The 26332-nt window shown below is 57.3% G+C and carries 17 protein-coding genes; 13 read left to right on the forward strand and 4 right to left on the reverse strand.

The window, feature by feature from the left end:
- Positions 1-70: 70 nt before the first annotated feature.
- Genes asmA through udk form a run of 3 tightly spaced genes read right to left on the reverse strand, consistent with a single transcriptional unit; the run spans position 71 to position 3169 of the window.
- Entirely contained in the window at positions 71-1882 is a 1812-nt protein-coding gene (gene asmA, locus C7M51_RS09450; RefSeq protein ID WP_160621559.1) for an outer membrane assembly protein AsmA, read from the reverse strand.
- A gap of 20 nt (positions 1883-1902) precedes the next feature.
- Complete coding sequence (dcd, locus tag C7M51_RS09455; RefSeq protein ID WP_160621560.1) at positions 1903-2484, reverse strand: dCTP deaminase; 582 nt, start codon at positions 2482-2484, stop codon at positions 1903-1905.
- Positions 2485-2527: 43 nt separating this feature from the next.
- Entirely contained in the window at positions 2528-3169 is a 642-nt protein-coding gene (gene udk / locus C7M51_RS09460; protein ID WP_160621561.1) for a uridine kinase, read from the reverse strand.
- Positions 3170-3492: 323 nt separating this feature from the next.
- On the opposite strand from udk, the gene C7M51_RS09465 reads away from it, so the two are divergent.
- The 3 genes from C7M51_RS09465 to yegD all read left to right on the forward strand — a co-directional run bounded on the left by C7M51_RS09465 (position 3493) and on the right by yegD (position 8677).
- Complete coding sequence (locus C7M51_RS09465) at positions 3493-4134, forward strand: phosphatase PAP2 family protein (protein WP_160621562.1); 642 nt, start codon at positions 3493-3495, stop codon at positions 4132-4134.
- 111 nt (positions 4135-4245) lie between these two features.
- Complete coding sequence (locus C7M51_RS09470; protein WP_160621563.1) at positions 4246-7167, forward strand: diguanylate cyclase domain-containing protein; 2922 nt, start codon at positions 4246-4248, stop codon at positions 7165-7167.
- 154 nt (positions 7168-7321) lie between these two features.
- On the forward strand, positions 7322-8677 hold the full coding sequence (gene yegD / locus C7M51_RS09475; protein WP_160621564.1) for a molecular chaperone: 1356 nt from the start codon (positions 7322-7324) through the stop codon (positions 8675-8677).
- An 87-nt stretch (positions 8678-8764) separates the two neighbouring features.
- Here the strand turns inward: yegD and C7M51_RS09480 are convergent, their stop codons facing one another.
- On the reverse strand, positions 8765-9727 hold the full coding sequence (locus tag C7M51_RS09480; RefSeq protein WP_160623616.1) for an aldo/keto reductase: 963 nt from the start codon (positions 9725-9727) through the stop codon (positions 8765-8767).
- A gap of 294 nt (positions 9728-10021) precedes the next feature.
- On the opposite strand from C7M51_RS09480, the gene C7M51_RS09485 reads away from it, so the two are divergent.
- From C7M51_RS09485 to C7M51_RS09530, 10 genes are all read left to right on the forward strand, one after another.
- Positions 10022-11287, forward strand: coding sequence for an MdtA/MuxA family multidrug efflux RND transporter periplasmic adaptor subunit (locus C7M51_RS09485; RefSeq protein WP_160621565.1), 1266 nt, complete (start codon positions 10022-10024; stop codon positions 11285-11287).
- Positions 11287-14409, forward strand: a complete 3123-nt coding sequence (locus tag C7M51_RS09490) for an MdtB/MuxB family multidrug efflux RND transporter permease subunit (RefSeq protein ID WP_160621566.1) — start codon at positions 11287-11289, stop codon at positions 14407-14409. Before C7M51_RS09485 ends, C7M51_RS09490 begins: the two co-directional genes overlap by 1 nt.
- Complete coding sequence (mdtC, locus tag C7M51_RS09495; protein ID WP_160621567.1) at positions 14406-17471, forward strand: multidrug efflux RND transporter permease subunit MdtC; 3066 nt, start codon at positions 14406-14408, stop codon at positions 17469-17471. Before C7M51_RS09490 ends, mdtC begins: the two co-directional genes overlap by 4 nt.
- Before the next feature lie 51 nt (positions 17472-17522).
- Complete coding sequence (mdtD, locus tag C7M51_RS09500) at positions 17523-18929, forward strand: multidrug transporter subunit MdtD (protein ID WP_160621568.1); 1407 nt, start codon at positions 17523-17525, stop codon at positions 18927-18929.
- The gene (gene baeS, locus C7M51_RS09505; RefSeq protein WP_160621569.1) at positions 18929-20311 is read left to right on the forward strand and encodes an envelope stress sensor histidine kinase BaeS; all 1383 of its coding nucleotides are present in this window, start codon (positions 18929-18931) and stop codon (positions 20309-20311) included. The genes mdtD and baeS overlap by 1 nt, the downstream gene beginning before the upstream one ends.
- A gap of 11 nt (positions 20312-20322) precedes the next feature.
- Positions 20323-21027 (forward strand): envelope stress response regulator BaeR, encoded by a 705-nt coding sequence (baeR, locus tag C7M51_RS09510; protein ID WP_160621570.1) that lies wholly within the window; start codon positions 20323-20325, stop codon positions 21025-21027.
- A 111-nt stretch (positions 21028-21138) separates the two neighbouring features.
- Complete coding sequence (trhP, locus tag C7M51_RS09515) at positions 21139-22521, forward strand: prephenate-dependent tRNA uridine(34) hydroxylase TrhP (protein WP_160621571.1); 1383 nt, start codon at positions 21139-21141, stop codon at positions 22519-22521.
- 253 nt (positions 22522-22774) lie between these two features.
- A complete protein-coding gene (gene yegS / locus C7M51_RS09520) occupies positions 22775-23674 on the forward strand; it encodes a lipid kinase YegS (RefSeq protein ID WP_160621572.1) in 900 nt (299 codons plus the stop codon).
- A gap of 362 nt (positions 23675-24036) precedes the next feature.
- Complete coding sequence (manD, locus tag C7M51_RS09525; RefSeq protein ID WP_141175716.1) at positions 24037-25251, forward strand: D-mannonate dehydratase ManD; 1215 nt, start codon at positions 24037-24039, stop codon at positions 25249-25251.
- Between the two features lie 10 nt (positions 25252-25261).
- Positions 25262-26272, forward strand: a complete 1011-nt coding sequence (locus tag C7M51_RS09530) for a Zn-dependent oxidoreductase (protein WP_160621573.1) — start codon at positions 25262-25264, stop codon at positions 26270-26272.
- Positions 26273-26332 lie beyond the last annotated feature (60 nt).

Below are 26332 nucleotides of genomic sequence, written 5' to 3' on the forward strand. Positions count from 1 at the left end.
GCGCAACGCTATCCGTTACGTAAACCATAAACAACGGCGCCGTAAAGGGCGCCGTTTTGCGTAATATGTCTCAATGGGACGAGGCGTTATCGGGATGACGCGCTTTCCACTCGTCAATACGCGTTTTAGCTTCCGTTTCCAGGCGCTGGCGCAGCAGCTGATCGACCTGCAGGTTATATTGCAGATTATCCCATCCGCCATAGAGCCTCAGCGGTATCGCAGACTGCCGTAGTGCCGCGATCAGCGCGTTATCGCCTTTCCAGCCCTGCGTAACCTGTATCCCGAAGGTGATATCGCACTGGCGGCGGGCCAGATCGATCTGCCCTCCCCCGCTCAGCTGAAAGCGCGAGGTACCGCCCTGAAGCGCCTGCAAACTAAGCAATCCATCATGCAGCGTTGCCTTTGCCTGTAGCTTATCCATACGGGTCAGATTACTGTCATCCGTATCTTCTTCGCTGCTGACGCGATCGCTATTGCGCGCCACCGCACGTTGTACCAGCTGCTGAAAATTCATGCCGATAATCTGCGCCGAAGTCAGCTCAATGTCCGCCTCACCGCGCCAGCGATGGTGAAAATCAGCCACGCTCAGCCCGCTGCCGTTTAGCCTGCCCGTTAACGACAGCTGACCGTCCAGCGTCGGCGGCAGAGAAAAGGCTTCCAGCAACGGCGCCAGCGTAATATTACGTAGCGTAGGATGTAATACCGCCTGTACCGGCGTGCTACGCATATCAAGCGTGCCGGGCAGAGAAAACTCGCCTGCGCCTGCATGACCAGAAAAGGTTTTTAACGCCACTTCGCCCTGCTGATTATCCGCATCCAGCGCAACCTGTTGCAGATCCATACCCCGCCAGCGCAGCGCATCAACCCGCAGCTTCAGCGCGGCGGTTATCCCATTCAAAGGCTGATCTTCGCCGCGCACCGGCTCGGCTATTACCGGCGGACGTACGCTTACCGCAGCCGATGTGACATCGGGAGCCGCTGATGAGCGATTCAGCCCCATCAGCGTATCAAGATCGAGGCGCGGTGCATGTATATCGATAGCGAAAGCTGGTTTAGTACTCAGGCTGCCGCTGATGGTGCCATTCAGCTGGCTTTCTCCCAGCGTCAGCGCCATGTTACGCAACGCGAAACGCTGGCTGTCATTAAGCCATTCCGCCTGCAGGCTGCCTTTCCCCTGCACGCCCGTCGCAGGTAAACCAGCACCGCGCAGCTGCCAGCTAAGCTCCTCAACAGCGCCGCTGAGACGATGTGGATATTCCGCGACATTCATCGTGCCGTTTAGCGCCAACTGTAGCTCACGCTGATCGCGACTGACGCGTGTCACCAACGACAGCATCGCTTCCTGTCGGTTATCCTGCGTCAACGTAAGATTAAGGTCGCGGAAATTGATCTCTTCGCCCTGCCGCGGCTGCCAAATCAGCAGGCTGTCCGTCACCTCAAGGCTGTTAATATCGAACGTCCAGCCTCTGACAGGTTCGGCAGGCGCAGAATCGGAGGGGCCGACCGGCGCATCATCCGGACGTCGCGCGTCGCTCTCCGGCGTCAGGCGCACCACGGCGTTTTTCAGCATCACCTGTTTAACGCTGAGCTGATGGGAAAGTAAAGGCAGGAGATGGACATCGAGGCGCATATTTTCCGCCATCACGACCGGCTGCTGCGCCCCAGGCGCGGTAACCGACATCCGCCCAGCGAGAATGCTGAGCTGCGGCCAGACGTGCCAGCGCAGATCGCCTTCAATGCGCAACTGATAGCCGCTGCGCTGCTCGACTTGCTGCACCATGTAGTTACGAAAATCGTTGGGATTCACCAACAATACCAGCGTGGTCATCCCAGCCACAATGACGACGAATAAAATGGCCAGCGTGGTAATTAATCGTCTCATCCCATCCCCTGTTCAGGCAGTTAATCTTTATCGATACGGCTGGCGACCGCGCCCTGCTGTCCTTTGTATTTCGCATCTTCCCGACGATTATACGGACGCGCAGCAGGGCCGGAAAGCGGCTCAAAGCTCAACGCACCGATAAGCATTCCCGGACGCAGCGCCAGCGGCAATTTCCCTGAATTATAGAACTCCAGCACGATCCGGCCCTGCCAACCCGGATCGATACGGTGCGCGGTCACGTGCACCATCAGCCCAAGACGCGCCAGCGAAGAGCGTCCGTCCAGCCAGCCGACCAGATCGTCAGGCAGCGTCACCGACTCCAGCGTGACCGCCAGCGCCAGTTCGCCCGGATGGAGGAAAAACGCCTCGCCTTCCGGCAGCACAATTTCATCACTCATCACCCGATCGAGCGCCGCGCTTACTTCATGCTTCGGGCCGCTCAAATCGATATAGGCGGCGGTATGGCCGCGAAAAGTACGGAACTGGTTACCGAGCCGCACGTCAACGGTCGCGCCGTTAATCCGTTCCACCGGCGGACGCGGCGAAATAACCAACTTGCCGTTATCGAGCCAGGCTTCAATATCGCGATCGCATAATCTCATTGTTCTTAACTCTCCTTTGCTTCAGCGTTGCCAACGGCCTCTCTTATTCAAAAAACTGATTGATCTTGGCTTTCAGAATATCAATGGCGATGCGGTTTTTGCCGCCGCGCGGCACGATGATATCGGCATACTGTTTTGAAGGTTCGATAAACTGCAAAAACATCGGACGCACGGTTTTCTGATACTGCGCCATGACCGAATCCATCGACCGTCCACGTTCATTAACGTCGCGTTTCATACGACGCATCAAACAGATATCCAGCGGCGTATCGACAAAAATAGAGAAGTTCATCTCTTCGCGCAGGCGTGCATCGGTTAATAACAGGATGCCTTCCAGAATAATGACTTTCTTCGGTGCCAGCTGTACCGTCTGCTGAGTGCGCGTATGCTCAACGTAGCTGTAAACCGGCAGATCGATATGCTGCCCCAATTTTAACGCCCGCAGATGCTGTAACAGCAAATCGTGATCCATCGCGCTGGGGTGGTCATAGTTAGTTTTAACCCGCTCTTCCATAGTGAGATGGCTTTGGTCTTTGTAGTAACTGTCCTCAGGAATCACGCCAATATGTTCATCGCCGACCTGGTCGCGAATCTCGCGATACAGCGTGCTGGCAATTAAACTTTTTCCTGATGCAGATGCGCCTGCGATACCTACAATGACGCATTGATGAGACTTGTCAGTCATAAAATTAAAGACCTGATAACTGTGTGACGTGGCACCAAAGCGATATAAAAACATCATCTTTAGCGTTCAGTCAGATATTGAGAGGGTTAACTGGCGGCAATTATAGGGATATCGCTGATGCGATGCCAGAAAAAAGCGGCCCGGCGCGGGCGGGCTGGCGTTATGCGTGGCTGAACGCACGCTTTTCAGACTTTCTCCTTTAGCGCTGTCAGGTTTTCATCGATAAACTGCTGTACGTGCGTAACGTCTTATTTTTTATTTACCGCGTTGCGCGCGCCCTGCGTCCGTTGACGGAGGGTATCCACATAAATATAAGGTTAGCTATGTCCTGGAGAACGATTACCTATTTTGGCGACAGCATGTTGCTGATCCCCACAGCAATCCTTATCGCGTTAATTCTGCCGTGGAAAAGCGATGACCGCCGTACGATATGGTGCTGGATACTGGCCTTCGGTCTGGCTGGCCTGATTGTCAGCGTGTCGAAAATTTTATTTATGGGATTCGGTATCGGCAGCGCACGTTTCAATTTCACCGGCTTCAGCGGCCACAGCGCAATGTCGGCCACGCTCTGGCCCGTCATGTTGTGGCTGCTGTCAGGTCGTTTACCGGCTTTCTGGCGCGGCGTGGCAGTGACTATTGGTTACATGGTGCCGTTGCTGGTAGGCGCATCGCGCCTGGTTCTGCATGCGCATTCAAAAAGCGAGGTGGCTGCCGGGCTGCTGCTGGGCTTTACCCTCAGCACGCTGTTCCTGATATCACAGCGGCATACGCAGCTGAAAGGTTTCTCTTTGCCACAGCTTAGCGCGGCACTGGTTCTGCCGCTGATCATTATGGGCCACGGACGCATCGCAACAACGCAAAATTTTCTTGAACACCTGTCTGCCGATATTGCCGGGCTGGAGAAGCCCTGGACGCGTGCCGACCTGTTAAAACAGCGAGAGGCCGGTTATCAATCCTTTGAATAGCGCAGCGATTTCTGCGGTTGGCAACAGGTCAGGTTAGCCAGGCTGTGCTAGCATCACGGTAGTGATATCACGCCTGTTCAGCAGTGGCTGGCAGGCCAGCCGGACTCGTGGATGACTACCGATACCTTTTCGCCCGCGTACAACGACGCCTCCATTTTCAGGCCCGCTTTATTGCTGGGCCTGCTCTGCTTTTTTGCCTCGCTATTTTGCCTGGCGTTGATGGCGCTCGATAACAGAATTTCCCCGCTCTGGTATGCCACCGCCATCATGACGGCGGTAGTCTTTCGCCAGCGGTCTACTTCTCTTGTGATCCTGCTCACCGCCTGCCTGCTCGGCACGCTGGGTGCCAACGCCCTCTTTCTCGGTCTGCGCTGGCCGCCGCTCGCCTGGTCCGTAATTAATCTGCTGCAAAGTATCGTGGGCGGATGGCTACTGCGCAGGCTATTGCGCGCGGATGCGCCGCTCGACTCGTTGTTCAGCTGGTGCAAAATGGCGGTAGCAACCGGCATCCTGACGCCGCTGCTGGGCGGGCTGATGGCACTCTGGTGGCAACACGTTAGCGGCGGCGTGCCCGGCCTGCATTTTTTTGGCACCTGGGTGCTTTCAGAGGTTATCGGGATGCTGACGCTGGGGCCGATTTGCCTGCTGTGGCAATCGCGTTACTTCCAGCGGATTACGCAGCAGGCGTTGCTGGAGATGCTGTTGACGCTGGCAGCCTCGCTGCTGCTGTGCTGCCTGGCACTGCGCTTTTTACCCTGGCCCTTTACTTTTGTGATTGTAATCTTGTTCTGGGTAGCCGTACGCCTGCCGCGGCTGGAGGCATTTTTCATTTTTTTCGCCAACGTTTCGCTGATGTCGCTAATGCTGGCGTTTCACCTGATCGAACTGCACACCGCTAATCCCTACTTTATGATTACCGCGCCCTGGCTGCCGTTTCTGCTGGTCCTGATCCCCAGCCATATTATGACCATGGTGATGTACGCTTTTCAGGAGGAAAAAAAACATATCAGCGCCAGCGAGGCGGAGAATCAGCGCCTGATGGAGCGGATTACGCTGGCTAACGAGGCGGGGGGAATAGGCGTCTGGGAGTGGGATGTCACACGTAACCAGATGAGCTGGGACAAGCGCATGTTTGCCATTTATGAGCTGGACGACAGCGATCGCCCTACCTATGGATTCTGGTTAAATCGCCTCCACCCTGACGATCGCACTCTGGCAAAGGAGGCGGTGCGCCGCACGCTCGAAGAGAACCAACCTTTTATTCTGGAATGTCGTATCGTTACCCGTCTCGGCATCCGCTATATCCGGTCACAGGCGAATATGTTGTTTAACGCCGATGGCAAAGCAACACGTATGTTAGGAATTAATCAGGATGTTACCGAACTGCGCCAGCTTAATGACGCGCTCTATCAGGAAAAAGAGCGGATGCTGATTACGCTGGATGCCATTGGCGAAGCGGTTATCAGCATTGATGAAGAGCTGCGCGTCAACTTTATGAACCCAGTTGCCGAACAAATGAGCGGCTGGACGCAGGAGCAGGCGGAAGGTAAACCCATCAGTACGATACTGCGTATTACTCACGGTGCCCACGGTGTAGAAATAGAGAATATTCTGCGCTGCAATCTGCCCAATGCGACCACTGTGACTGAACTTGACCGCGATCTTATTCTGCATAACGCCTCTGGCGAACAGTTTGCCATTCATTACAGCATGACGCCGCTGAAAACGCTGGAAGGGAAAAATATCGGCAGCGTACTGGTGATTCAGGACGTCAGCGAATCACGAGAAATCCTGAAGCGGCTGCACTATAGCGCCTCTCACGACACGCTGACGCGGCTGCCGAACCGGGCCAGCTTTGAGCATCAGCTAAAGCGGCTATTACTTTCAGCGGCGGAAAAACAGCAGCATGCACTGGCGTTTATCGATCTCGATCGCTTTAAAGCGGTTAACGACAGCGCCGGACATGCTGCGGGCGATGCGCTGCTGCGCGAACTGGCAGAACTGATGAGCCACCAGCTGCGCGGCAGCGATTTTCTGGCACGCCTCGGCGGTGATGAGTTTGGCCTGCTGCTGCCCGACTGTCCGTTGCAGGATGCGCAACAGGCGGTACAGCGCATCGTCAACGCCATCAACGATTATCGTTTTCTTTGGGAAGGAAAACTGCATCGTATCGGTGCCAGCGCAGGGCTCACCACGATTAACGTACACAACTGCCAAAGCAGCGAAGTGCTGGCGCAGGCCGATCTCGCCTGCTACAACGCCAAACACAACGGACGCGGTCAGCTGTCGGTATATGAAACTCGCCTGCAACGCGAGCAGCAGGTTGCGCTATCGCATGCGGATATCGTCAGGCTGATTGCGCAGCCGATACGCTGGCAAGCCTGGGCGGTATCCGCGCCGCATAAGCCACAGTCGGCAAATTTCCATCTGCTACAGGCGCGCATTCTTGATGCGCAGGATCATGAGGTAGATGTCGAAGCGTTTCGCGCCAGCCTGACGGACGCCGCGCTGCGTCAGCAGCTGGACGAGGCGCTGCTCAACAGCTTTTTTAACCAGTGCGCCGCAGGCGTCGCCCGTAAAGCGCTGAACGTGGTGCTGCCGCTGGCGGCGGAAAGCCTGCTGGATCCGCAACAGTTGGATCGGTTGCTCGATCGCTTAGACAATAGTCCGTTACATGGCGATTTGCTGATCGTAAGCCTGGAAACCTCTATGTTGCTAAACCATGCTCACCATCTGTTTCCGGTGCTGCTACGCCTGCGCCAGCAGGGTTGCCGCATTATGTCGCGTCACTTTGGGCGTAATCTGGACGCTTTCGATCGTCTGCCGCAGGATGCGATCGATTTTCTGCAAATGGCACCCGATTTGATCGCCAATGTACATTGCAATCTGATGGACGAGATGCTGGTTTCCATTATCCACGGCCAGGCTCAGCGGCTGCGTATCGCTACCGTTGCCGGACCGGTAGATCTGCCGGTAGCGTTATCCACGCTGGGCAGTATTGGCGTGGATGCGGTCTGGGGGGGCGGCGGTTAACAGCGGTGAACCGCTAAGCGGCCTGCTGGAGAACAGCTTTTTCGCTATCAAATAGCCGCTAATGCTATCCGCCCCGCAGGAATACGCGAAACATTTGCCACGCTCAGTCGGCTCCGGTAAAGTCACCCCCTTTTTTCGAAGAGGGTGAAATTCTGTGTTTATCGGTTTCGATTACGGAACGGCTAACTGTTCCGTAGCCGTGGTGGAGCAAGGCGCGCCACGGCTACTTAAACTGGAAAAGGATTCCCCTTATCTGCCCTCTATGCTGTGTGGTCCAACGCGTGAAGCGATCAGCGAGTGGCTGTTTCGCCACCACCAGGTGCCAACGCCAGAGGCGGAAAATCAGGCGCTGCTACGGCGCGCCATCACCTTCAACCGCGAAGAAGATATTGAGGTCACGCCCGGCAGCGTGCGTTTCGGCCTTGATGCGCTGGCGCAATACATGGCCGATCCTGAAGAGGTGTGGTTTGTTAAGTCGCCAAAATCTTTCCTCGGTGCCAGCGGTCTGAAGCCGCAGCAAATCGCTCTGTTTGAAGATCTGGTCTGCGCCATGATGCTGCATATCCGTCAGACCGCTGAGCAGCAGCTGGATCGTTCAATTGAACAGGCGGTAATCGGACGTCCGGTTAACTTTCAGGGGCTGGGTGGCGAAGAGGCTAACCGTCAGGCGCAGGGCATCCTCGCCCGCGCCGCCAGCCGCGCCGGTTTTCGTGATGTGGTGTTCCAGTTTGAACCGGTCGCCGCAGGACTGGATTTTGAAGCAACCCTGAGCGAGGAAAAACGGGTGCTGGTCGTCGATATCGGCGGCGGTACTACCGACTGTAGTATGTTGCTGATGGGTCCGCAGTGGCACCACAGCGCCGATCGTGCCAGTAGCCTGCTGGGCCACAGCGGCTGCCGCGTCGGTGGTAACGATCTTGATATCGCGCTGGCCTATAAAGAGCTGATGCCGCTGCTCGGTCTTGGCGGCGAAACGCAAAAAGGCATCGCCCTGCCTGCGCTGCCGTGGTGGAATGCGGTGGCGATTAACGACGTACCGGCACAGAGCGAGTTCTACTCCAGCGCCTGCCGCAAGCTGCTGCTGGATCTGATCCGCGATGCCCGCCAGCCGGAAAAAGTGCAGCGTCTGCTGAAAGTATGGCAGCAGCGTCTCAGCTATCGTCTGGTGCGGGCGGCGGAAGAGAGCAAAATTGCCCTGTCCGACCGGACGGAAGTGGAAGCGGCGCTGGCGTTTATCGAGGCGGATCTGGCAAAAAAAGAAGTGGACCGTACCGGGCTGGAGACGGCGATTGCCGCACCGCTGGATCGTATTCAGGAACAGGTTGCGCTGGCGCTGGAAACCAGCGGTACCATGCCAGATATGATCTATCTGACCGGCGGTAGCGCCCGCTCACCGCTGTTGCGCCAGGCGTTACAGCGGCAGTTACCGAATATTCCGCTGGCTTCCGGCGATGATTTCGGCTCCGTCACCGCCGGGCTGGCACGCTGGGCGCAGCTGGTTTTCGCCTGATTCTGGAAGCGTTCAGGCGTTAACGAAAACGCCGCAGTCAATACGGGCACCGCAAGGTGCCCGCACTACCTGTTATTCGCCTCTGGCTTAATAGCTGCTGGCCTGGGTCAGTTTTTCAATCTCATCGAGATTCAGACGCAGCGTGGCGGCTTTAACCAGCTCATCCACCTGTTCCAGCGAAGTTGCGCTGACGATAGGCGCGGTGATACCCGGACGGGCAATCTGCCAGGCCAGCGCAACCTGCGTCGGAGAAACGTTGCGCGCCTGCGCTACCTCATCCAGCATCTGTAAAATCCGCAACCCGCGATCGTTAAGGTATTTCTCTACCACGCCCTGCCCACGCTGACTTTTACTGGCGTCTTCCGGGCGACGGTATTTACCGCTCAGGAAACCGCTGGCCAGCGAATAGTAGTTAATCACGCCGAGGCCGTTCTCTTTTGCTACCTGCTCCAGCCCACTCTCATACTCTTTACGATCGTAGAGGTTATATTCCGGCTGCAGGGTTTCGTAGCGCGCCAGACCGTTTTGTTCACTTACCTTCAGCGCTTCGCTCAGGCGGGCCGCTGAATAGTTGGATGCGCCGATAGCGCGTACCTTACCCTCTTTGATCAGATCGTCGAAGGTGCTCAGCGTCTCTTCCAGCGGCGTTTGATCGTCATCGCGGTGCGCCTGATAAAGATCGATATAGTCGGTTTGCAGACGGCGCAGTGAATCCTCCACCGCCTGACGAATATATTTGCCCGCCAGTCCCGTTTTTTCTGGCGACAGCTCCATCCCTACCTTGGTCGCCAAAATAATGCTGTTGCGCTTGCCGCTTTTTTTCAGCCAGTTACCGATAATAGTCTCCGATTCGCCACCCTCGTTGCCCGGTGCCCAGCGGGAATACACATCAGCGGTATCGATGAACCAGAGCCCTTTTTCTACCAACGCATCCAGTAGTGAGAACGAGGTATTCTGATCGACGGTCCAGCCAAACACGTTGCCACCAAAGGTCAGCACGGGCACTTCAATGCCGCTGCGCCCCAGCTGACGGATTTCAATCTGACTCATCATTGTTCTCCTTAATTAATCTGTTGCCAACCTGTTGATGAGCGTAGCAAACATCCACGCCTCTGCCCTGGTAATTTATGGCATGCTGATACGAAAAGAAAAAATCGCCGTCAGATTTGTCTCACGCGGCGAGATCGCAGATACTTACGTCAGCCTTACTGCACCCTTACAGTTATTCTTAATTCCTCCATTTTTTTATCTTATTTAATAATTACACTAGCTACCTTAGCGGGAAGCGGCCTTGCTGACCCGCCTGGAACCTTTGATTACACTGCCGGAGAGCAAAAAACCGCAATGAATGCCTCACGCCGTATCTCGAAAAAAACGCTGTTACTCATCTTTGTTGCGCTGGTCGCCGTCGCTGCTTATTTCCTTTGGCCACATGGCGTAGACAGCGGTACGGAAGGCGCGGGCGGTAAGCCGACACAGCAACAGCGCGGCAAAGGTGGAAGGCGCAATATGCCGCTGGCACCGGTACAGGCAGCCACCGCGCAGACGCAAAGCGTACCGCAATACTTTTCCGGCCTCGGCACCGTTACCGCCGCCAATACGGTGACGGTACGCAGCCGCGTCGATGGTGAGCTAATGGCACTCCACTTTAAGGAAGGCGAACAGGTTAAAGCAGGCCAGCTGCTGGCTGAGATCGATCCGCGTCCCTACCAGGTTGCGCTAAGCCAGGCACAGGGCCAGTTAGCACGCGATCGCGCCACTCTTGCTAACGCGCGTCGTGACCTGGCGCGCTATGAAAAACTGGCGAAAACCCATCTGGTTTCACAGCAGGAGTTGGATACTCAGCGGTCAGCGGTCAGCGAAACGCTGGGCACCATCAAGGCTGATGAAGCCAGCGTCGCCAGCGCTGAGCTGAATCTCAGCTACAGCCGCATTACCGCCCCTATTGATGGTCGCGCTGGCCTGAAACAGGTAGACGTTGGCAACTATATCTCCAGCGGCGATACCAGCGGGCTGGTGGTACTGACACAGACTCACCCTATCGATGTTTTGTTCACCCTGCCGGAAAATACCATTCAGGCGATTTTACAGGCGCAGAAAGCGGGCCAGCCGCTGCTGGTCGAGGCCTGGGATCGCAGCAACAGCGAGCTGCTGACCAGCGGCACGCTGCTGAGCCTGGATAACCAGATCGATACCACCACCGGCACCATCAAGCTTAAAGCACGCTTCAGCAATGAAGACGATCGCCTGTTCCCTAATCAGTTCGTTAATGCGCGCCTGAAAGTCAATACTCTGCACGATGCGGTAGTGATCCCCGCCGCCGCGCTACAGATGGGCAGCGAAGGCAACTTTGTCTGGGTAGTGAATAACGATAATAAAGTCAGTAAGAAAAGCGTCACGCCCGGCCTACAGGACAGCCAGAAAGTCGTCATCAGCGCCGGACTGAGCGCGGGCGAACGCGTGGTCACTGACGGACTGGATCGCCTGACGGAAGGCGCAACGGTTGAAGTGGTAGCCCCGCAGTCAACCGCTGCCGCCGAAGAGAAAACGACCCCGCCTGAAAAAGCCGAACGCACACGTGGCGATCGCGCTAAGGGAGATCGCGCCTGATGCAGGTTTTGCCTCCTAACGCCACCGGCGGGCCATCCCGCCACTTTATCCTGCGCCCGGTTGCCACTACCCTGTTGATGGTGGCTATTCTGCTGGCAGGTATCCTCGGTTATCGCTTCTTACCCGTGTCCGCCCTGCCGGAAGTGGATTACCCGACGATTCAGGTCGTTACGCTTTATCCCGGAGCCAGTCCTGATGTTGTTACGTCGGCGATTACCGCACCGCTGGAGCGTCAGTTCGGCCAGATGTCCGGCCTGCAACAGATGTCGTCGCAGAGTTCCGGCGGCGCTTCGGTGGTAACCTTACAGTTTCAGCTAACGCTGCCGCTTGATGTTGCCGAACAGGAAGTACAGGCGGCGATCAACTCGGCCACCAACCTGCTGCCGAACGATCTGCCTAATCCACCGGTCTACAGTAAGGTCAACCCCGCCGATCCGCCAATTATGACGCTGGCGGTAACCACCAGCAGTATGCCGATGACCCAGGTGCAGGATATGGTGGAAACCCGTATCGCCCAGAAAATTTCGCAGGTCAGCGGCGTCGGCCTGGTGACGCTGTCCGGCGGGCAGCGCCCGGCAGTACGGGTAAAAATGAATGCGCAGGCGCTCGCCTCGCTCGGCCTTGACAGCGAAACGGTACGTACCGCCATCGCCAGCGCCAACGTTAACTCGGCAAAAGGCAGCATGGACGGCCCGGAACGCTCGATTACGCTATCGGCAAACGATCAGATGCAGTCGGCGGAAGATTATCGTCAGCTGATTATTGCCTATCGTAACAACGCACCGGTCCGGCTGGGCGATGTCGCCACCGTGGAACAGGGCGCGGAAAACAGCTGGCTGGGTGCCTGGGCCAACCGCCAGCAGGCAATCGTGCTCAACGTACAGCGTCAGCCGGGCGCAAATATTATCGCCACCGCCGACAATATTCGCAGCCTGCTGCCGGAGCTGACCGCTTCGTTGCCAAAATCGGTTGAGGTTACCCTGCTCTCCGATCGCACCACCAATATTCGCGCTTCCGTGCACGATGTGCAGATGGAACTGCTGCTGGCGCTGGCGCTGGTGGTAATGATTATCTACCTGTTTTTACGCAACGTGCCCGCCACGATTATTCCGGCGGTAGCGGTACCGCTTTCGCTGATCGGCACCTTTGCCGTGCTCTACCTGCTCGGTTTCTCCATCAATAACCTGACGCTGATGGCATTGACCATCGCTACCGGTTTCGTGGTGGACGACGCTATCGTGGTCATTGAAAATATCTCACGCTATATCGAACAGGGCGAGAAGCCGCTGGCGGCAACGCTGAAAGGCGCGGGTGAAATCGGCTTTACCATTATCTCACTGACCTTTTCCCTGATTGCGGTGCTGATCCCGCTGCTGTTTATGGGCGATATCGTCGGGCGCCTGTTCCGCGAGTTCGCCGTGACGCTGGCGGTAGCGATATTAATCTCCGCCATTGTTTCGCTGACGCTGACGCCGATGATGTGCGCCCGCATGCTGAATGCAGAATCGCTGCGCAAGCAGAATCGCTTTTCCCGTGCCAGCGAAGCAATGTTTGAACGCATTATTGCTTTTTACGGGCGCGGCCTGACGCGCGTGCTGCAACATCCGTGGATAACGCTGGGCGTGGCGCTGGCAACGCTGCTGCTGACGCTGCTGCTGTGGGTATTGATCCCCAAAGGTTTCTTCCCGCTACAGGATAACGGCATTATTCAGGGCACATTGCAGGCACCGCAGAGCGTCTCCTATGCCAGCATGGCACAGCGCACGCGCGATGTGGCAACGATTATCGAACGCGATCCGGCGGTGCAGAGCGTGACCTCTTTTGTCGGCGTGGACGGCACCAACCCGGCGCTGAACAGCGCCCGCGTACAGATCAACCTCAAGCCGCTGGAGGAACGCGACGACCGTATTCCGGCAGTGGTGGAGCGCCTGCAAAGTGCGGTTGCGCAGCTGCCCGGCGTCACGCTCTGGCTACAGCCGGTGCAGGATCTGACCATCGATACCCAGCTGAGCCGCACCCAGTATCAGTTTACCCTGCAAACCAGTTCGCTGGAGTCACTGAGCGAATGGGTGCCGCAGCTGGTGGCCCGTCTGCGTACCCTGCCCCAGTTGAAAGACGTCAGCAGCGACTGGCAGGACAAAGGGCTGGAAGCTTACGTGAACGTCGATCGCGACAGCGCCAGCCGCCTCGGCATCAGCATGAGCGATATCGATAACGCGCTGTATAACGCCTTTGGTCAGCGTTTGATTTCCACTATTTATACCCAGGCCAACCAGTATCGCGTGGTGCTGGAACAGGATACCCGCCAGACACCAGGTCTTGCCGCGCTGAACGATATCCGTATCGCCACCAGCGACGGCGGCGCGGTGCCGCTCAGCACCGTGGCAAAAATTGAGCAGCGGCACGGCGCACTGACGGTAAACCATCTCGATCAGTTCCCTTCAACGACGTTCTCATTCAACCTGAGCGAAGGCTATTCGCTGGGCGAAGCGGTTAAGGCGATTGGCGCGGCGGAGAAAGATCTCGCCATGCCGTCAGATATCATGACCCGCTTCCAGGGCAGCACGCTGGCTTTCCAGGCGGCGCTGGGCAGCACGGTCTGGCTGATTGTCGCCGCTATCGTGGCGATGTATATCGTGCTGGGCGTGCTGTATGAAAGCTTTATTCATCCCATCACCATTCTCTCCACGCTGCCTACCGCAGGCGTCGGCGCGCTGCTGGCGCTGATGCTCAGCGGGCATGAGCTGGATGTGATCGCCATCATCGGCATCATTCTGCTGATCGGCATCGTGAAGAAAAACGCCATTATGATGATCGACTTCGCCCTTGCCGCCGAACGCGAACAGGGTAAAACGCCTTACGAGGCGATCTATCAGGCCTGCCTGCTGCGCTTCCGTCCGATTCTGATGACCACGCTGGCGGCGCTGTTAGGCGCGCTGCCGCTGATGCTGAGCACCGGCGTTGGCGCAGAATTACGCCGCCCGCTCGGTATCGCCATGGTTGGCGGGCTGATCCTCAGTCAGGTACTGACGCTATTCACCACGCCGGTTATTTACCTGCTGTTCGATCGCCTGGCGCACTATACGCGCCGACGCCTGCATTCCGGGGAGGCGCGTCCGTGAAATTCTTTGCGCTGTTTATCTATCGCCCGGTCGCTACCTGTCTGTTGACGCTGGCGATCGCGCTGGTGGGCATCCTCGGCTATCGCCTGCTGCCGGTCGCGCCGCTGCCGCAGGTTGATTTTCCGGTGATTATGGTCAGCGCCTCGCTGCCGGGCGCCTCGCCGGAAACCATGGCATCCTCGGTTGCCACGCCGCTGGAGCGCTCGCTGGGACGCATCGCCGGCGTCAGCGAAATGACCTCCACCAGTTCGCTGGGCAGTACGCGCATCATTATGGTGTTTGACTACGATCGCGATATCAACGGCGCGGCGCGCGACGTACAGGCGGCGATCAATGCGGCGCAAAGCCTGCTGCCGAGCGGGATGCCGAGCCGTCCCAACTGGCGCAAAGCCAACCCTTCCGACGCACCGATTATGATTATGACGCTGACCTCGGATGACTGGACGCCCGGTCAGCTTTACGATTACGCCTCCACGCAGCTGGCGCAGAAGCTGTCGCAGATCGAAGGCGTCGGTGACGTTACCGTTGGCGGCAGTTCACTGCCCGCCGTGCGCGTGGCGCTCAACCCGCAGGCGCTGTTTAATCAGGGCGTTTCACTGGATGCGGTGCGCTCGGCCATTTCCGCCGCCAACGTGCGTCGCCCACAGGGGGCGCTGGAAACCGGCACACAGCGCTGGCAGCTGAAAACCAACGATGAGCTAAAAACCGCCGCGGAGTATCGCCCGCTGGTAGTGCACTACAACAACGGTGCGGCGGTACGCTTGCAGGATGTCGCCACGGTCAGCGACTCGGTACAGGACGTACGCAACGCCGGGATGACCAACGCCAAACCGGCGGTACTGTTGGTGATCCGCAAAACCGCCGAGGCCAACATCATTCAGACGGTGGATCGTATCCGCGCCGAAATACCAGAACTGCGTGAATCGATTCCCGCTGCCATTTCGCTGGCCATCGCCCAGGACCGTTCGCCAACCATTCGCGCCTCTCTGGAAGAGGTAGAGCAGTCGCTGGTGATCGCCGTAGCGCTGGTGATTCTGGTGGTGTTTCTGTTCCTGCGTTCCGGACGCGCCACGCTGATTCCGGCGGTGGCGGTGCCGGTATCGCTGATCGGTACGTTTGCCGCCATGTACCTGTGCGGCTTCAGCCTGAATAACCTGTCGCTGATGGCGCTGACCATCGCCACCGGCTTTGTGGTGGATGACGCCATCGTGGTGCTGGAGAATATTTCCCGCCATATTGAAGCGGGCATGAAGCCGTTGCAGGCGGCGCTACAGGGGGTACGAGAAGTCGGCTTTACCGTACTGTCGATGAGCGTGTCGCTGGTGGCGGTGTTTATTCCGCTGCTGCTGATGGGCGGTCTGGTTGGGCGTCTGTTCCGCGAATTCGCCGTCACGCTGTCGGTGGCGATCCTGATTTCGCTGGTGATCTCACTGACCTTAACGCCGATGATGTGCGCCTGGCTGCTGAAGGCAAAGCGCAGCGAGGCGCCGCGCAATAATCATTTTAACCGTATGATGCAGGGGCTACAGCACGGTTATGGCCGTTCGCTGCACTGGGTGCTCGATCGCGCACGCTGGACGCTGCTGGTGCTGTTGGCAACCATCGGCCTGACGATTTACCTCTATATCACTATTCCAAAAACCTTTTTCCCGGAACAGGATACCGGGCGGCTGATGGGCTTTATCTCTGCCGATCAGAGCATTTCCTTCCAGGCAATGCGCGGCAAGCTGTCAGACTTTATGAAAATTATCCGTGAAGATCCGGCGGTAGATAACGTGACCGGCTTTACCGGCGGCTCGCGCACCAACAGCGGTTCGATGTTTATTTCGCTGAAGCCGCTCTCTGAGCGCAAAGAGAGCGCTCAACAGATTATTGCCCGCCTGCGCGTCAAGCTGGCGAAAGAGCCGGGTGCCAGCCTGTTCCTGATGCCGGTACAGGATATTCGCGTCGGCGGACGCCAGGCCAACGCCAGCTACCAGTACACGCTGCTGTCGGACAGCCTGAGCGATCTGCGTGAATGGGAGCCGAAAATCCGGCAGGCCTTCAGCAAGCTACCGGATCTCGCCGACGTCAGCTCCGATCAGCAGGATAAGGGCGCGGAGATGGCGCTGACTTACGATCGCGAAAGTATGGCGCGGCTCGGTATCAGCGTGTCGGACGCCAATGCCTTGCTCAATAACGCCTTTGGTCAGCGTCAGGTTTCTACTATCTATCAGCCGCTAAACCAGTACAAAGTGGTGATGGAAGTCGACCCGCGCTACACCCAGGATATCAGCGCGCTCGATCAGATGTTTGTGGTCAACGGCGATGGCAAGGCGATCCCGCTCTCCTGGTTTGCCCGCTGGCAGCCTTCTAACGCGCCGCTGTCGGTCAACCATCAGGGGCTTTCCGCCGCGTCAACCATTGCCTTTAACCTGCCGGAAGGCGTTTCGCTGTCGCAGGCATCAGAATCCATCGAACGAACCATGACCGCGCTTGGCGTTCCTTCCAGCGTGCGCGGCAACTTTGCTGGCACAGCACAGGTGTTTAAAGAGACGCAGAACAGCCAGCTCTGGCTGATAATTGCAGCTATCGCCACGGTGTATATTGTGCTGGGCATATTATATGAAAGCTATGTACATCCGCTTACTATCCTTTCGACCCTGCCATCGGCGGGCGTCGGCGCGCTGCTGGCGCTGGAGGGATTTGGCGCACCGTTCAGCCTGATTGCGCTAATCGGTATCATGCTGCTGATCGGTATCGTGAAGAAAAATGCCATTATGATGGTTGATTTCGCGCTGGACGCGCAGCGTAACAGCGGCATGGCACCACGCGAGGCCATTTATCAGGCGTCACTGCTGCGTTTTCGCCCGATCCTGATGACCACGCTGGCTGCCCTGCTGGGCGCGCTGCCGCTGGTACTGACCAGCGGGGATGGTGCGGAACTAAGACAACCGCTGGGGATTACCATTGTTGGCGGCCTGGTAATGAGTCAGCTGTTAACGCTCTATACCACGCCGGTGGTTTATCTCTATATGGATAAGCTGCGTCGACGTAAACAGCCAGTTCCTGTGGCCGGTTAACCCGCCTTCAGGCTGGCTGGCGGCAGGCTCGACGTGTAACAGAGGCAAATTATGAAGAATGCTCAATCTGCATCGGTACGCTGGCAGCTGTGGATCGTCGCCATCGGTTTCTTTATGCAGACGCTGGATACTACTATCGTTAACACCGCCCTGCCCTCAATGGCGCGTGATTTGGGCGTCGATCCGCTCCAGATGCATTCGGTGGTGGTTTCCTACGTGTTGACCGTCGCCGTCACGCTGCCGCTCAGCGGCTGGCTGGCGGATCGCTTTGGCGTGCGCAACATTTTCTTTAGCGCCATCGTGCTGTTCAGCCTCGGCTCGCTGTTTTGCGCCCTGGCCGGTTCGCTGGATCAGCTGGTGCTGGCACGCGTGCTACAGGGGTTCGGCGGCGCGATGCTGGTGCCGGTGGGGCGCCTGACGGTGATGAAGATCGTGCCACGCGCACAGTATATGGCGGCAATGACGTTCGTCACGCTGCCGGGACAGGTAGGTCCGCTGGTCGGGCCGGCACTGGGCGGTGTACTGGTAGAGTACGCCAGCTGGCACTGGATTTTCCTGATTAATCTGCCGGTCGGCATTATTGGCGCTATCGCTACCCTGACGCTAATGCCGAACTACTCGATGCAAACGCGCCGCTTTGATTTTTCCGGCTTTCTGCTGTTGGCAATCGGTATGGCAACGCTGACGCTGGCGCTGGACAGTCAGCACGATACCGCGCCGCTGAAGCTGGGGCTGCTGCTGCTCACCGGCCTGTTTGCGCTGTTGTTCTATCTGATGCATGCGCGCGGCAACGATAACGCGCTGTTCAGCCTGAAGCTGTTCGCTAACCGTACCTATTCCATCGGCCTGCTCGGTAGCCTGACCGGGCGCATCGGCAGCGGCATGTTGCCATTTATGACGCCGCTGTTCTTACAGCTCGGCCTCGGCTACAGTCCGTTTCACGCCGGGTTGATGATGATTCCGATGGTGCTTGGCAATATGGGGATGAAGCGTATCGTAGTGCAGATCGTCAACCGCTTCGGCTACCGCAATGTGCTGGTCGGATCGACGCTGGCGCTCGCCGTAGTAGTATTGCTGTTTCCGCTGGTAGCGCTGCTGGGCTGGACCTGGGCGCTGCCGGTGGTACTGTTCTTCCAGGGAATGGTCAACGCGATTCGCTTTTCGTCGATGAATACGCTGACGCTGAAGGAACTGCCGGATAACCTCGCCTCCAGCGGCAACAGCCTGTTGTCGATGGTAATGCAGCTTTCAATGAGTATCGGCGTCACCATTGCCGGGCTGCTGCTGGGTGCCTTCGGTCATCATGCCGCTGCCGACAGCCCCATGGCACATGAAACCTTTATCCACACCTGGCTCTGCGTGGCACTGATTATTGCGCTGGCCGCGCTGGTATTCTGGCGCGTACCGAAAGAAAACAGTAAAAATGCGGTCCTGAGCCGCAGGAGATCGTCACGTTAATGGATAAACTGCGTTTTGGCATCAGCGCAAAGCTGTTTTGCGCGATTTTCTTTACCTGCATGCTGGTGCTGATCACCATGCACTGGGGCGTACGCCTCAGCTTCGAGCATGGCTTTATTGATTACATCAAGCGCGGCAACGAGCAGCGGCTGACACTAATGAGCGAGGCGCTGGCGGAGCAGTATCAGCAGCACGGCAACTGGAACTTCCTGCGCAATAATAACCGGTCGATGTTCTCAATCCTGCGCTCGCTGGAGCAGAATCCCGATAACAATAACTACCTGCCGCCGCACGGCTGGCGCACACAGTTTTGGGTGGTCGATCAGCGCTATCGCGTGCTGTTTGGCCCTCACGCGCGGGTGCCACAGGAGGGCATCCGGCACAGTATCACCACCGATAACGGCCACGTGGTTGGCTGGGTGGTCGGCTCGCCGCCGGAGCGGCTGACGCGCAGCGCCGATATCAACTTCGATCAACAGCAACGGCGCACCAGCTGGCTGATTGTTGGCCTGTCTACGCTGCTGGCGGCGGCGGTAACCTGGCTGATGTCGCGTGGCCTGCTGGCACCGGTAAAACGCCTGGTGGCAGGCACCCATCAGCTGGCGGCGGGACACTTTACCAGCCGGGTGGCGGTCAGCAGTAACGATGAACTGGGACGGCTGGCACAGGATTTCAACCGTCTCGCCAGCTCGCTGGAAAAGAATGAAAGTATGCGCCGCGCCTTTATGGCAGATATTTCCCACGAGCTGCGCACGCCGCTGGCGATCCTGCGCGGCGAGCTGGAAGCGATGCAGGATGGCGTACGTAAGTTAACGCCGGAAGCGGTCAGTTCGTTGCTGATGGAGGTCGGCACGCTGACCAAACTGGTGGACGATCTGCATCAGCTGTCGCTTTCCGATGAAGGTGCCCTCGCCTATCGTAAAAGCAATACCGATCTGGCGGCGCTGCTGGAGATGGTGGCCGGTAATTTTCACGCCCGCTACGCCAGCCATAACCTGACGCTAAAGCTGGAACTGCCGGAGCACGCGCCGTTTTTTGGCGATCCTGACCGGCTGATTCAGCTGTTTACTAACCTGCTGGAAAACAGCCTGCGCTATACCGATCGCAACGGCAGCGTCAGCCTGGCGCTTTACGCCAGCACCGCAGGCTGGCGGCTGCTGATCGATGATTCCGCGCCGGGAGTGGATGACGCGCAACGCGAGCAGATTTTCGAACGCTTCTACCGCACCGAAGGATCGCGCAATCGCGCCAGCGGCGGTTCCGGGCTGGGGCTGGCTATCTGTCGAAATATTGTCGAAGCGCATGGCGGGGTGATGTCTGCGGATCACTCCGATTTAGGTGGACTGCAAATCAGAGTAGACTTACCGCATGATAAACTCTGAACAGTCAGCCCATGAATGAATTTACCCAGCCACTGATCCTGATTGTGGAAGATGAGCCGAAGATTGCTCAGCTGATGATTGATTATCTGCAGGCGGCCAACTACCGCACTCATCACCTGGCGCGCGGCGATGAGGTGGTAAGCTTTGTGCAGCAGACGCCGCCGGATCTGCTGTTGCTGGACCTGATGCTGCCCGGCCTTGATGGTCTGTCGGTCTGCCGCGAGCTGCGGCGCTTTTCTGAACTGCCGATCATTATGGTGACCGCCAAAATCGAGGAGATCGATCGGCTGCTGGGGCTGGAGATTGGCGCAGATGACTATATCTGCAAACCGTTCAGCCCACGTGAAGTGGTGGCGCGCGTAAAAACTATTCTGCGCCGCTGCCGCCGTCCGGCAGAAGAAGCCGCATCGCCCTCGCCGCTGGTGATTGACGAAGGACGCTTCCAGGCAAGCTGGGACGGCAAAACGCTCGATCTGACGCCCGCCGAGTTTCGCCTGCTGAAAACGCTGGCGCAGGAACCGGGTAAAGTCTTTTCACGCGAGCAGCTGCTGAACCACCTGTATGATGACTACCGCGTAGTGACCGACCGCACCATCGACAGCCATATCAAAAATCTGCGCCGCAAGCTGGAAGCGCTGGACGCCGATCAGCCCTTTATTCGCGCCGTCTACGGCATGGGCTATCGCTGGGAAGCGGATGTGTGTCGTTTGATCTAGCGCAATTTACATCACGCTGTACGGCGCTTAGAATTCTTCTCCCTTTTAACGGGCCATCAATGTCGATGTGCCCGTCCGCAATATCTGACCTGACATCAGACTGAGAACGCTATGTTTAAACCGGAACTCCTCTCTCCCGCCGGCTCGCTGAAAAATATGCGCTACGCCTTCGCCTATGGCGCTGACGCCGTATATGCCGGCCAGCCGCGCTACAGCCTGCGCGTGCGCAATAATGAATTCAACCACCAGAATCTGGCGCAGGGCATCAAAGAAGCGCATGCGCTGGGCAAAAAGTTTTACGTGGTGGTAAATATCGCGCCGCATAACGCCAAACTGAAAACCTTTATCCGCGACCTACAGCCGGTTATCGAGATGCAGCCGGACGCGCTGATTATGTCCGATCCCGGCCTGATTATGATGGTGCGTGAGGCGTTTCCGGCGATGGCAATTCACCTGTCGGTACAGGCAAACGCGGTGAACTGGGCGACGGTAAAATTCTGGCAGCAGATGGGGCTGACGCGCGTGATTCTGTCGCGCGAGCTGTCGCTGGAAGAGATCGAAGAAATTCGCCGCCAGGTACCAGAGATGGAGCTGGAGATTTTCGTCCACGGCGCGCTCTGCATGGCCTACTCTGGTCGCTGTCTGCTTTCCGGCTATATCAACAAGCGCGATCCCAACCAGGGAACCTGCACTAACGCTTGCCGCTGGGAATATAAAGTGCAGGAAGGCAAAGAAGATGAAGTGGGCAATATTGTCCATCAGCATGAGCCTATCCCGGTACAAAACATCACGCCCACCCTCGGCACGGGCCAGCCGACCGATAAAGTGTTTATGATTGAAGAAGCGATGCGTCCCGGCGAATACATGACCGCCTTCGAGGATGAGCACGGCACCTATATCATGAACTCGAAGGATCTGCGTGCGGTAGCGCACGTCGAACGCCTGACGCGCATGGGCGTCCATTCGCTGAAAATCGAAGGCCGCACGAAATCATTTTATTATTGCGCCCGTACCGCCCAGGTTTACCGCCGCGCCATCGACGATGCTGCCGCCGGTAAGCCTTTCGATCCCACCTTGCTGGCAACGCTGGAAGGGCTGGCGCATCGCGGCTATACCGAGGGCTTCCTGCGTCGTCATACGCACGACAGTTATCAGAACTATGATTACGGCTATTCTGTCTCCGATCGTCAACAGTTTGTTGGCGAATTTACCGGCGAACGGCGCGGCGATCTGGCGCAGGTGGCGGTAAAAAATAAATTTTCTCTCGGTGACAGCCTGGAACTGATGACGCCAGCCGGAAACCTTCACTTTACGCTGGCCTCACTGGAAAACGATAAAGGCCAGCTGGTGGACGTCGCGCCAGGCAACGGGCACATCGTCTGGCTGCCGGTTCCGGCGGACATGGATATCGCCTTTGCGCTGCTGATGCGTAACCTGAATGGCACCACAACACGTGATCCACACCGAGAAAATCAAACCACCACGGTAAAATAATTTCGCTGAGTGACCGTTTTTAGAATTTGATCACATTAGCCAGCGCGGTTTCTCGTTAACATCGCGCCTGCTAAAACGAGTAAAAATAAACAGCAGTCTGTACCAGGAACCACCTCCTTCGCCCGCCCGGCTCCCCCGCGCGGGTTTTTTCTTTCGGTATGCTCCTAAAGCCCCGCCGCCACGCTGCGTTTCTTCTGTCTGTGCTATAAACTCAATGCAATACTCTGCGTAATTAGCTGCCAAGGGAAATAGCATGGAACAACAGGCTCTGACGCTGGTCATTCTCAACGGAAAAGGTGCCGGTAATGATGCGCTGCGCGAGGCGATTTACGCGCTGCGTGATGAAGGCTATCCAATAGCGGTGCGCGTTACCTGGGAAGCGGGTGACGGCGAACGCTATTTGCAGGAGGCCATCAGATTAAACGCAGCCACCGTGGTGGCAGGCGGCGGCGATGGCACCATTAATGAACTGGCGAACGCGTTAGCAAAGCTGCCTGTCGCCTCGCGCCCGGTACTCGGTATTTTACCGCTGGGTACCGCCAATGATTTTGCCACCAGCACCGGTATTCCCGAAGAGCCTGGTGCCGCGCTGCGGCTGGCTATCTTTGGCAAAGCGGTCAATATTGATCTCGCGCGCGTAAACGGCGATCGCTATTTTATCAATATGGCTACGGGCGGCTTTGGCACCCGTATCACGACCGAAACCCCGGAAAAGCTGAAATCGGCACTGGGCGGCGTCTCCTATTTTATTCATGGTCTGATGCGCATGGATACGCTAAAGGCGGACAGCTGCACCATCAGCGGCCCCAACTTTGACTGGCGCGGCGATGCGCTAGCCATCGGCGTCGGCAACGGACGTCAGGCGGGCGGCGGGCAGCGTCTCTGTCCCCGGGCGCTGATTAATGACGGGCTGCTGGATCTCAGCATCATCACGTCGCAGGAACTGCTTTCGACGCTGCTGCATTCGCTGACCAGCGATGAACAGAATCCCAATATCGTTGCCGCTACCCTGCCCTGGCTGAAAATTACCTCGCCAAATGAAATGACCTTTAACCTCGATGGCGAACCGCTCAGCGGCACCGAATTTTATATCGACGTGGTGCCCGGCGCGCTGGCCTGTCGTCTGCCGCCGCTCTGCCCGTTACTTGCCTGATCCTTACTGTACGCCTGTCTGCCACCGGTTGCCTCTACAGACAGGCCCATTTCCGATCGATTTTTCCTCAGCGTGCTCTCCCTGATTTATGCTGCTGCAAACCGGCAACGGCTGGCCCAGCTGGCAACGATCGTGGGCTGACCGCCTGTACGATCGTACCCGGTCTGCTATCGCAGATCGATATCCTGCGCCTGTCGGAAACGGTATCCGCTAAAAGACAAAAAGAATATCAGGACTGGTAACAACATTAACCGTCTTAAAAAACAGTGTGACGGCGATCGCTCATTCGCATCAGACCACTTGTATGGTAGTACGACAGAGCATAAATTTCAGGCATTCACCGTCGTTATAAAGGTCAGAAAATGAAGATTGTTAAAGCTGAAGTGTTTGTTACCTGCCCCGGCAGGAATTTTGTCACCCTTAAAATCACCACCGACGAAGGCCTGACCGGTATCGGCGACGCCACGCTTAACGGGCGCGAGCTACCGGTCGCCTCCTACCTGAAAGATCATATTTGCCCACAGCTGATTGGCCGTGATGCGCATCAGATTGAAGATATCTGGCAGTTCTTCTACAAAGGCGCCTACTGGCGTCGCGGCCCGGTCACCATGTCCGCTATTTCCGCCGTCGATATGGCACTGTGGGATATCAAAGCAAAAGCAGCCAATATGCCGCTCTATCAGCTGCTGGGCGGAGCCTCACGCACCGGCGTTATGGTTTACTGCCACACTACCGGCCACACTATTGATGAAGTGCTGGAAGACTATGCGCGCCATAAAGAGATGGGCTTTAAGGCGATTCGCGTGCAGTGCGGCGTGCCGGGCATGAAAACCACCTACGGCATGGCGAAAGGTAAAGGCCTGGCCTATGAGCCCGCGACCAAAGGCAACTGGCCGGAAGAGCAACTGTGGTCTACTGAAAAATACCTCGACTTCACGCCGAAGCTGTTTGAAGCGGTGCGCGATCGCTTTGGTTTCGATGAGCACCTGCTGCACGATATGCACCACCGTCTGACGCCGATCGAAGCCGCCCGCTTCGGCAAACGCATTGAAGATTACCGCCTGTTCTGGATGGAAGATCCGACACCTGCGGAAAACCAGGAGTGCTTCCGTCTGATCCGCCAGCATACCGTTACGCCAATTGCCGTGGGTGAAGTCTTTAACAGTATCTGGGACTGCAAACAGCTGATTGAAGAGCAGCTGATCGACTATATCCGCACCACTATCACCCACGCTGGCGGCATCACCGGTATGCGCCGCATCGCCGATTTCGCCTCGCTCTATCAGGTTCGCACCGGCTCGCACGGCCCGTCCGATCTTTCACCGATCTGCATGGCGGCGGCGCTGCACTTCGATCTCTGGGTGCCGAACTTCGGCGTACAGGAATATATGGGCTACTCCGAACAGATGCTGGAACTGTTCCCGCACAACTGGACCTTTGATAACGGCTATATGCATCCGGGCGACAAGCCGGGCCTCGGCATCGAATTTGATGAGAAGCTGGCAGCGAAATATCCCTATGACCCGGCCTATCTGCCGGTAGCGCGTCTGGAAGACGGCACGCTGTGGAACTGGTAAGGAGAACAAGATGAAAAGCGTCGTTATTGAACAGCCGAACGAACTGCGCATCCAGGATCGTCCGCTGCCTGAACCTGCCGCAGGCGAAGTGCGCGTTAAAGTACGCTATGCCAGCATCTGCGGTTCTGACGTGCATATCTGGCACGGTCACAACCCTTTTGCCCGCTACCCGCGCGTTATCGGTCATGAGTTTTTCGGCACTATTGATGCCGTAGGCCCCGGCGTAGACAGTGGTCGTATCGGTGAACGCGTGGCGGTCGATCCGGTGGTCAGCTGCGGTCACTGTTACCCTTGCTCAGTAGGCCGTCCTAATGTTTGCCGTGAGCTACAGGTGATCGGCGTTCACCGCGACGGCGGCTTCAGCCAGTATGCCGTTGCGCCTGCCAGCAACGCCTGGCGCGTGCCGGACAGCATTCCCGATAAGCTCGCCAGCCTGATCGAGCCCTTTACCATCGCCGCCAATATTGCCGCCTTCCTGAAACCGACGGCGCAGGATATCGCGCTGGTCTACGGTGCCGGGCCGATGGGCCTGACGGCAATTCAGGCGCTGAAAGGCGTTTACGGCGTGAAGCAGGTGCTGGTAGCCGATCGTCTGCCGGAACGCCTGGCAATGGCAAAAGAAAACGGTGCCGACGCGGTGTTTAATAACAGCGAGACGCCGCTGGCCGCCCAGCTTGAAGGTGTTCAGCCAACGCTGATTATCGATGCCGCCTGCCATCCTTCTATTCTGGCAGAAGCCGCGGCGCTGGCTTCTCCGGCAGCACGTATCGGGCTGCTCGGTTTTTCCGCCGAACCCTGCACCATTACCCAACAGAGCCTGACCAGTAAAGAGCTGTCGCTGTTTACCTCACGGCTTAACAGCCACCGCTTCCCACAGGTAATCGAGTGGATGGAGCGCGGCGCTATCCAGCCGGAGAAGCTGGTGACGCATTACTTCCCGCTGGAACAGGTTGAGCAGGCGATGACGCTGTTTGAAAAAGATCCGCGCACCTGTTGCAAAGTCATTTTATCTATTGAATAAACCAGGGTCGGGCGACCATGTCGCCCTCCCGTAAATATTATAACTATCAGAATATTACGG

Source organism: Mixta intestinalis (genome assembly GCF_009914055.1).
In the GTDB taxonomy this organism is placed as follows: Bacteria; Pseudomonadota; Gammaproteobacteria; order Enterobacterales; family Enterobacteriaceae; genus Mixta; species Mixta intestinalis.

Coding starts and splice junctions, on each gene's coding strand:
- asmA (WP_160621559.1), bottom strand. CDS start 1,882: ATGAGACGATTAATTACCACGCTGGCCATTTTATTCGTCGTCATTGTG.
- dcd (WP_160621560.1), bottom strand. CDS start 2,484: ATGAGATTATGCGATCGCGATATTGAAGCCTGGCTCGATAACGGCAAG.
- udk (WP_160621561.1), bottom strand. CDS start 3,169: ATGACTGACAAGTCTCATCAATGCGTCATTGTAGGTATCGCAGGCGCA.
- C7M51_RS09465 (WP_160621562.1), top strand. CDS start 3,493: ATGTCCTGGAGAACGATTACCTATTTTGGCGACAGCATGTTGCTGATC.
- C7M51_RS09470 (WP_160621563.1), top strand. CDS start 4,246: ATGACTACCGATACCTTTTCGCCCGCGTACAACGACGCCTCCATTTTC.
- C7M51_RS09480 (WP_160623616.1), bottom strand. CDS start 9,727: ATGAGTCAGATTGAAATCCGTCAGCTGGGGCGCAGCGGCATTGAAGTG.
- C7M51_RS09485 (WP_160621565.1), top strand. CDS start 10,022: ATGAATGCCTCACGCCGTATCTCGAAAAAAACGCTGTTACTCATCTTT.
- C7M51_RS09490 (WP_160621566.1), top strand. CDS start 11,287: ATGCAGGTTTTGCCTCCTAACGCCACCGGCGGGCCATCCCGCCACTTT.
- mdtD (WP_160621568.1), top strand. CDS start 17,523: ATGAAGAATGCTCAATCTGCATCGGTACGCTGGCAGCTGTGGATCGTC.
- baeS (WP_160621569.1), top strand. CDS start 18,929: ATGGATAAACTGCGTTTTGGCATCAGCGCAAAGCTGTTTTGCGCGATT.
- baeR (WP_160621570.1), top strand. CDS start 20,323: ATGAATGAATTTACCCAGCCACTGATCCTGATTGTGGAAGATGAGCCG.
- trhP (WP_160621571.1), top strand. CDS start 21,139: ATGTTTAAACCGGAACTCCTCTCTCCCGCCGGCTCGCTGAAAAATATG.
- yegS (WP_160621572.1), top strand. CDS start 22,775: ATGGAACAACAGGCTCTGACGCTGGTCATTCTCAACGGAAAAGGTGCC.
- manD (WP_141175716.1), top strand. CDS start 24,037: ATGAAGATTGTTAAAGCTGAAGTGTTTGTTACCTGCCCCGGCAGGAAT.
- C7M51_RS09530 (WP_160621573.1), top strand. CDS start 25,262: ATGAAAAGCGTCGTTATTGAACAGCCGAACGAACTGCGCATCCAGGAT.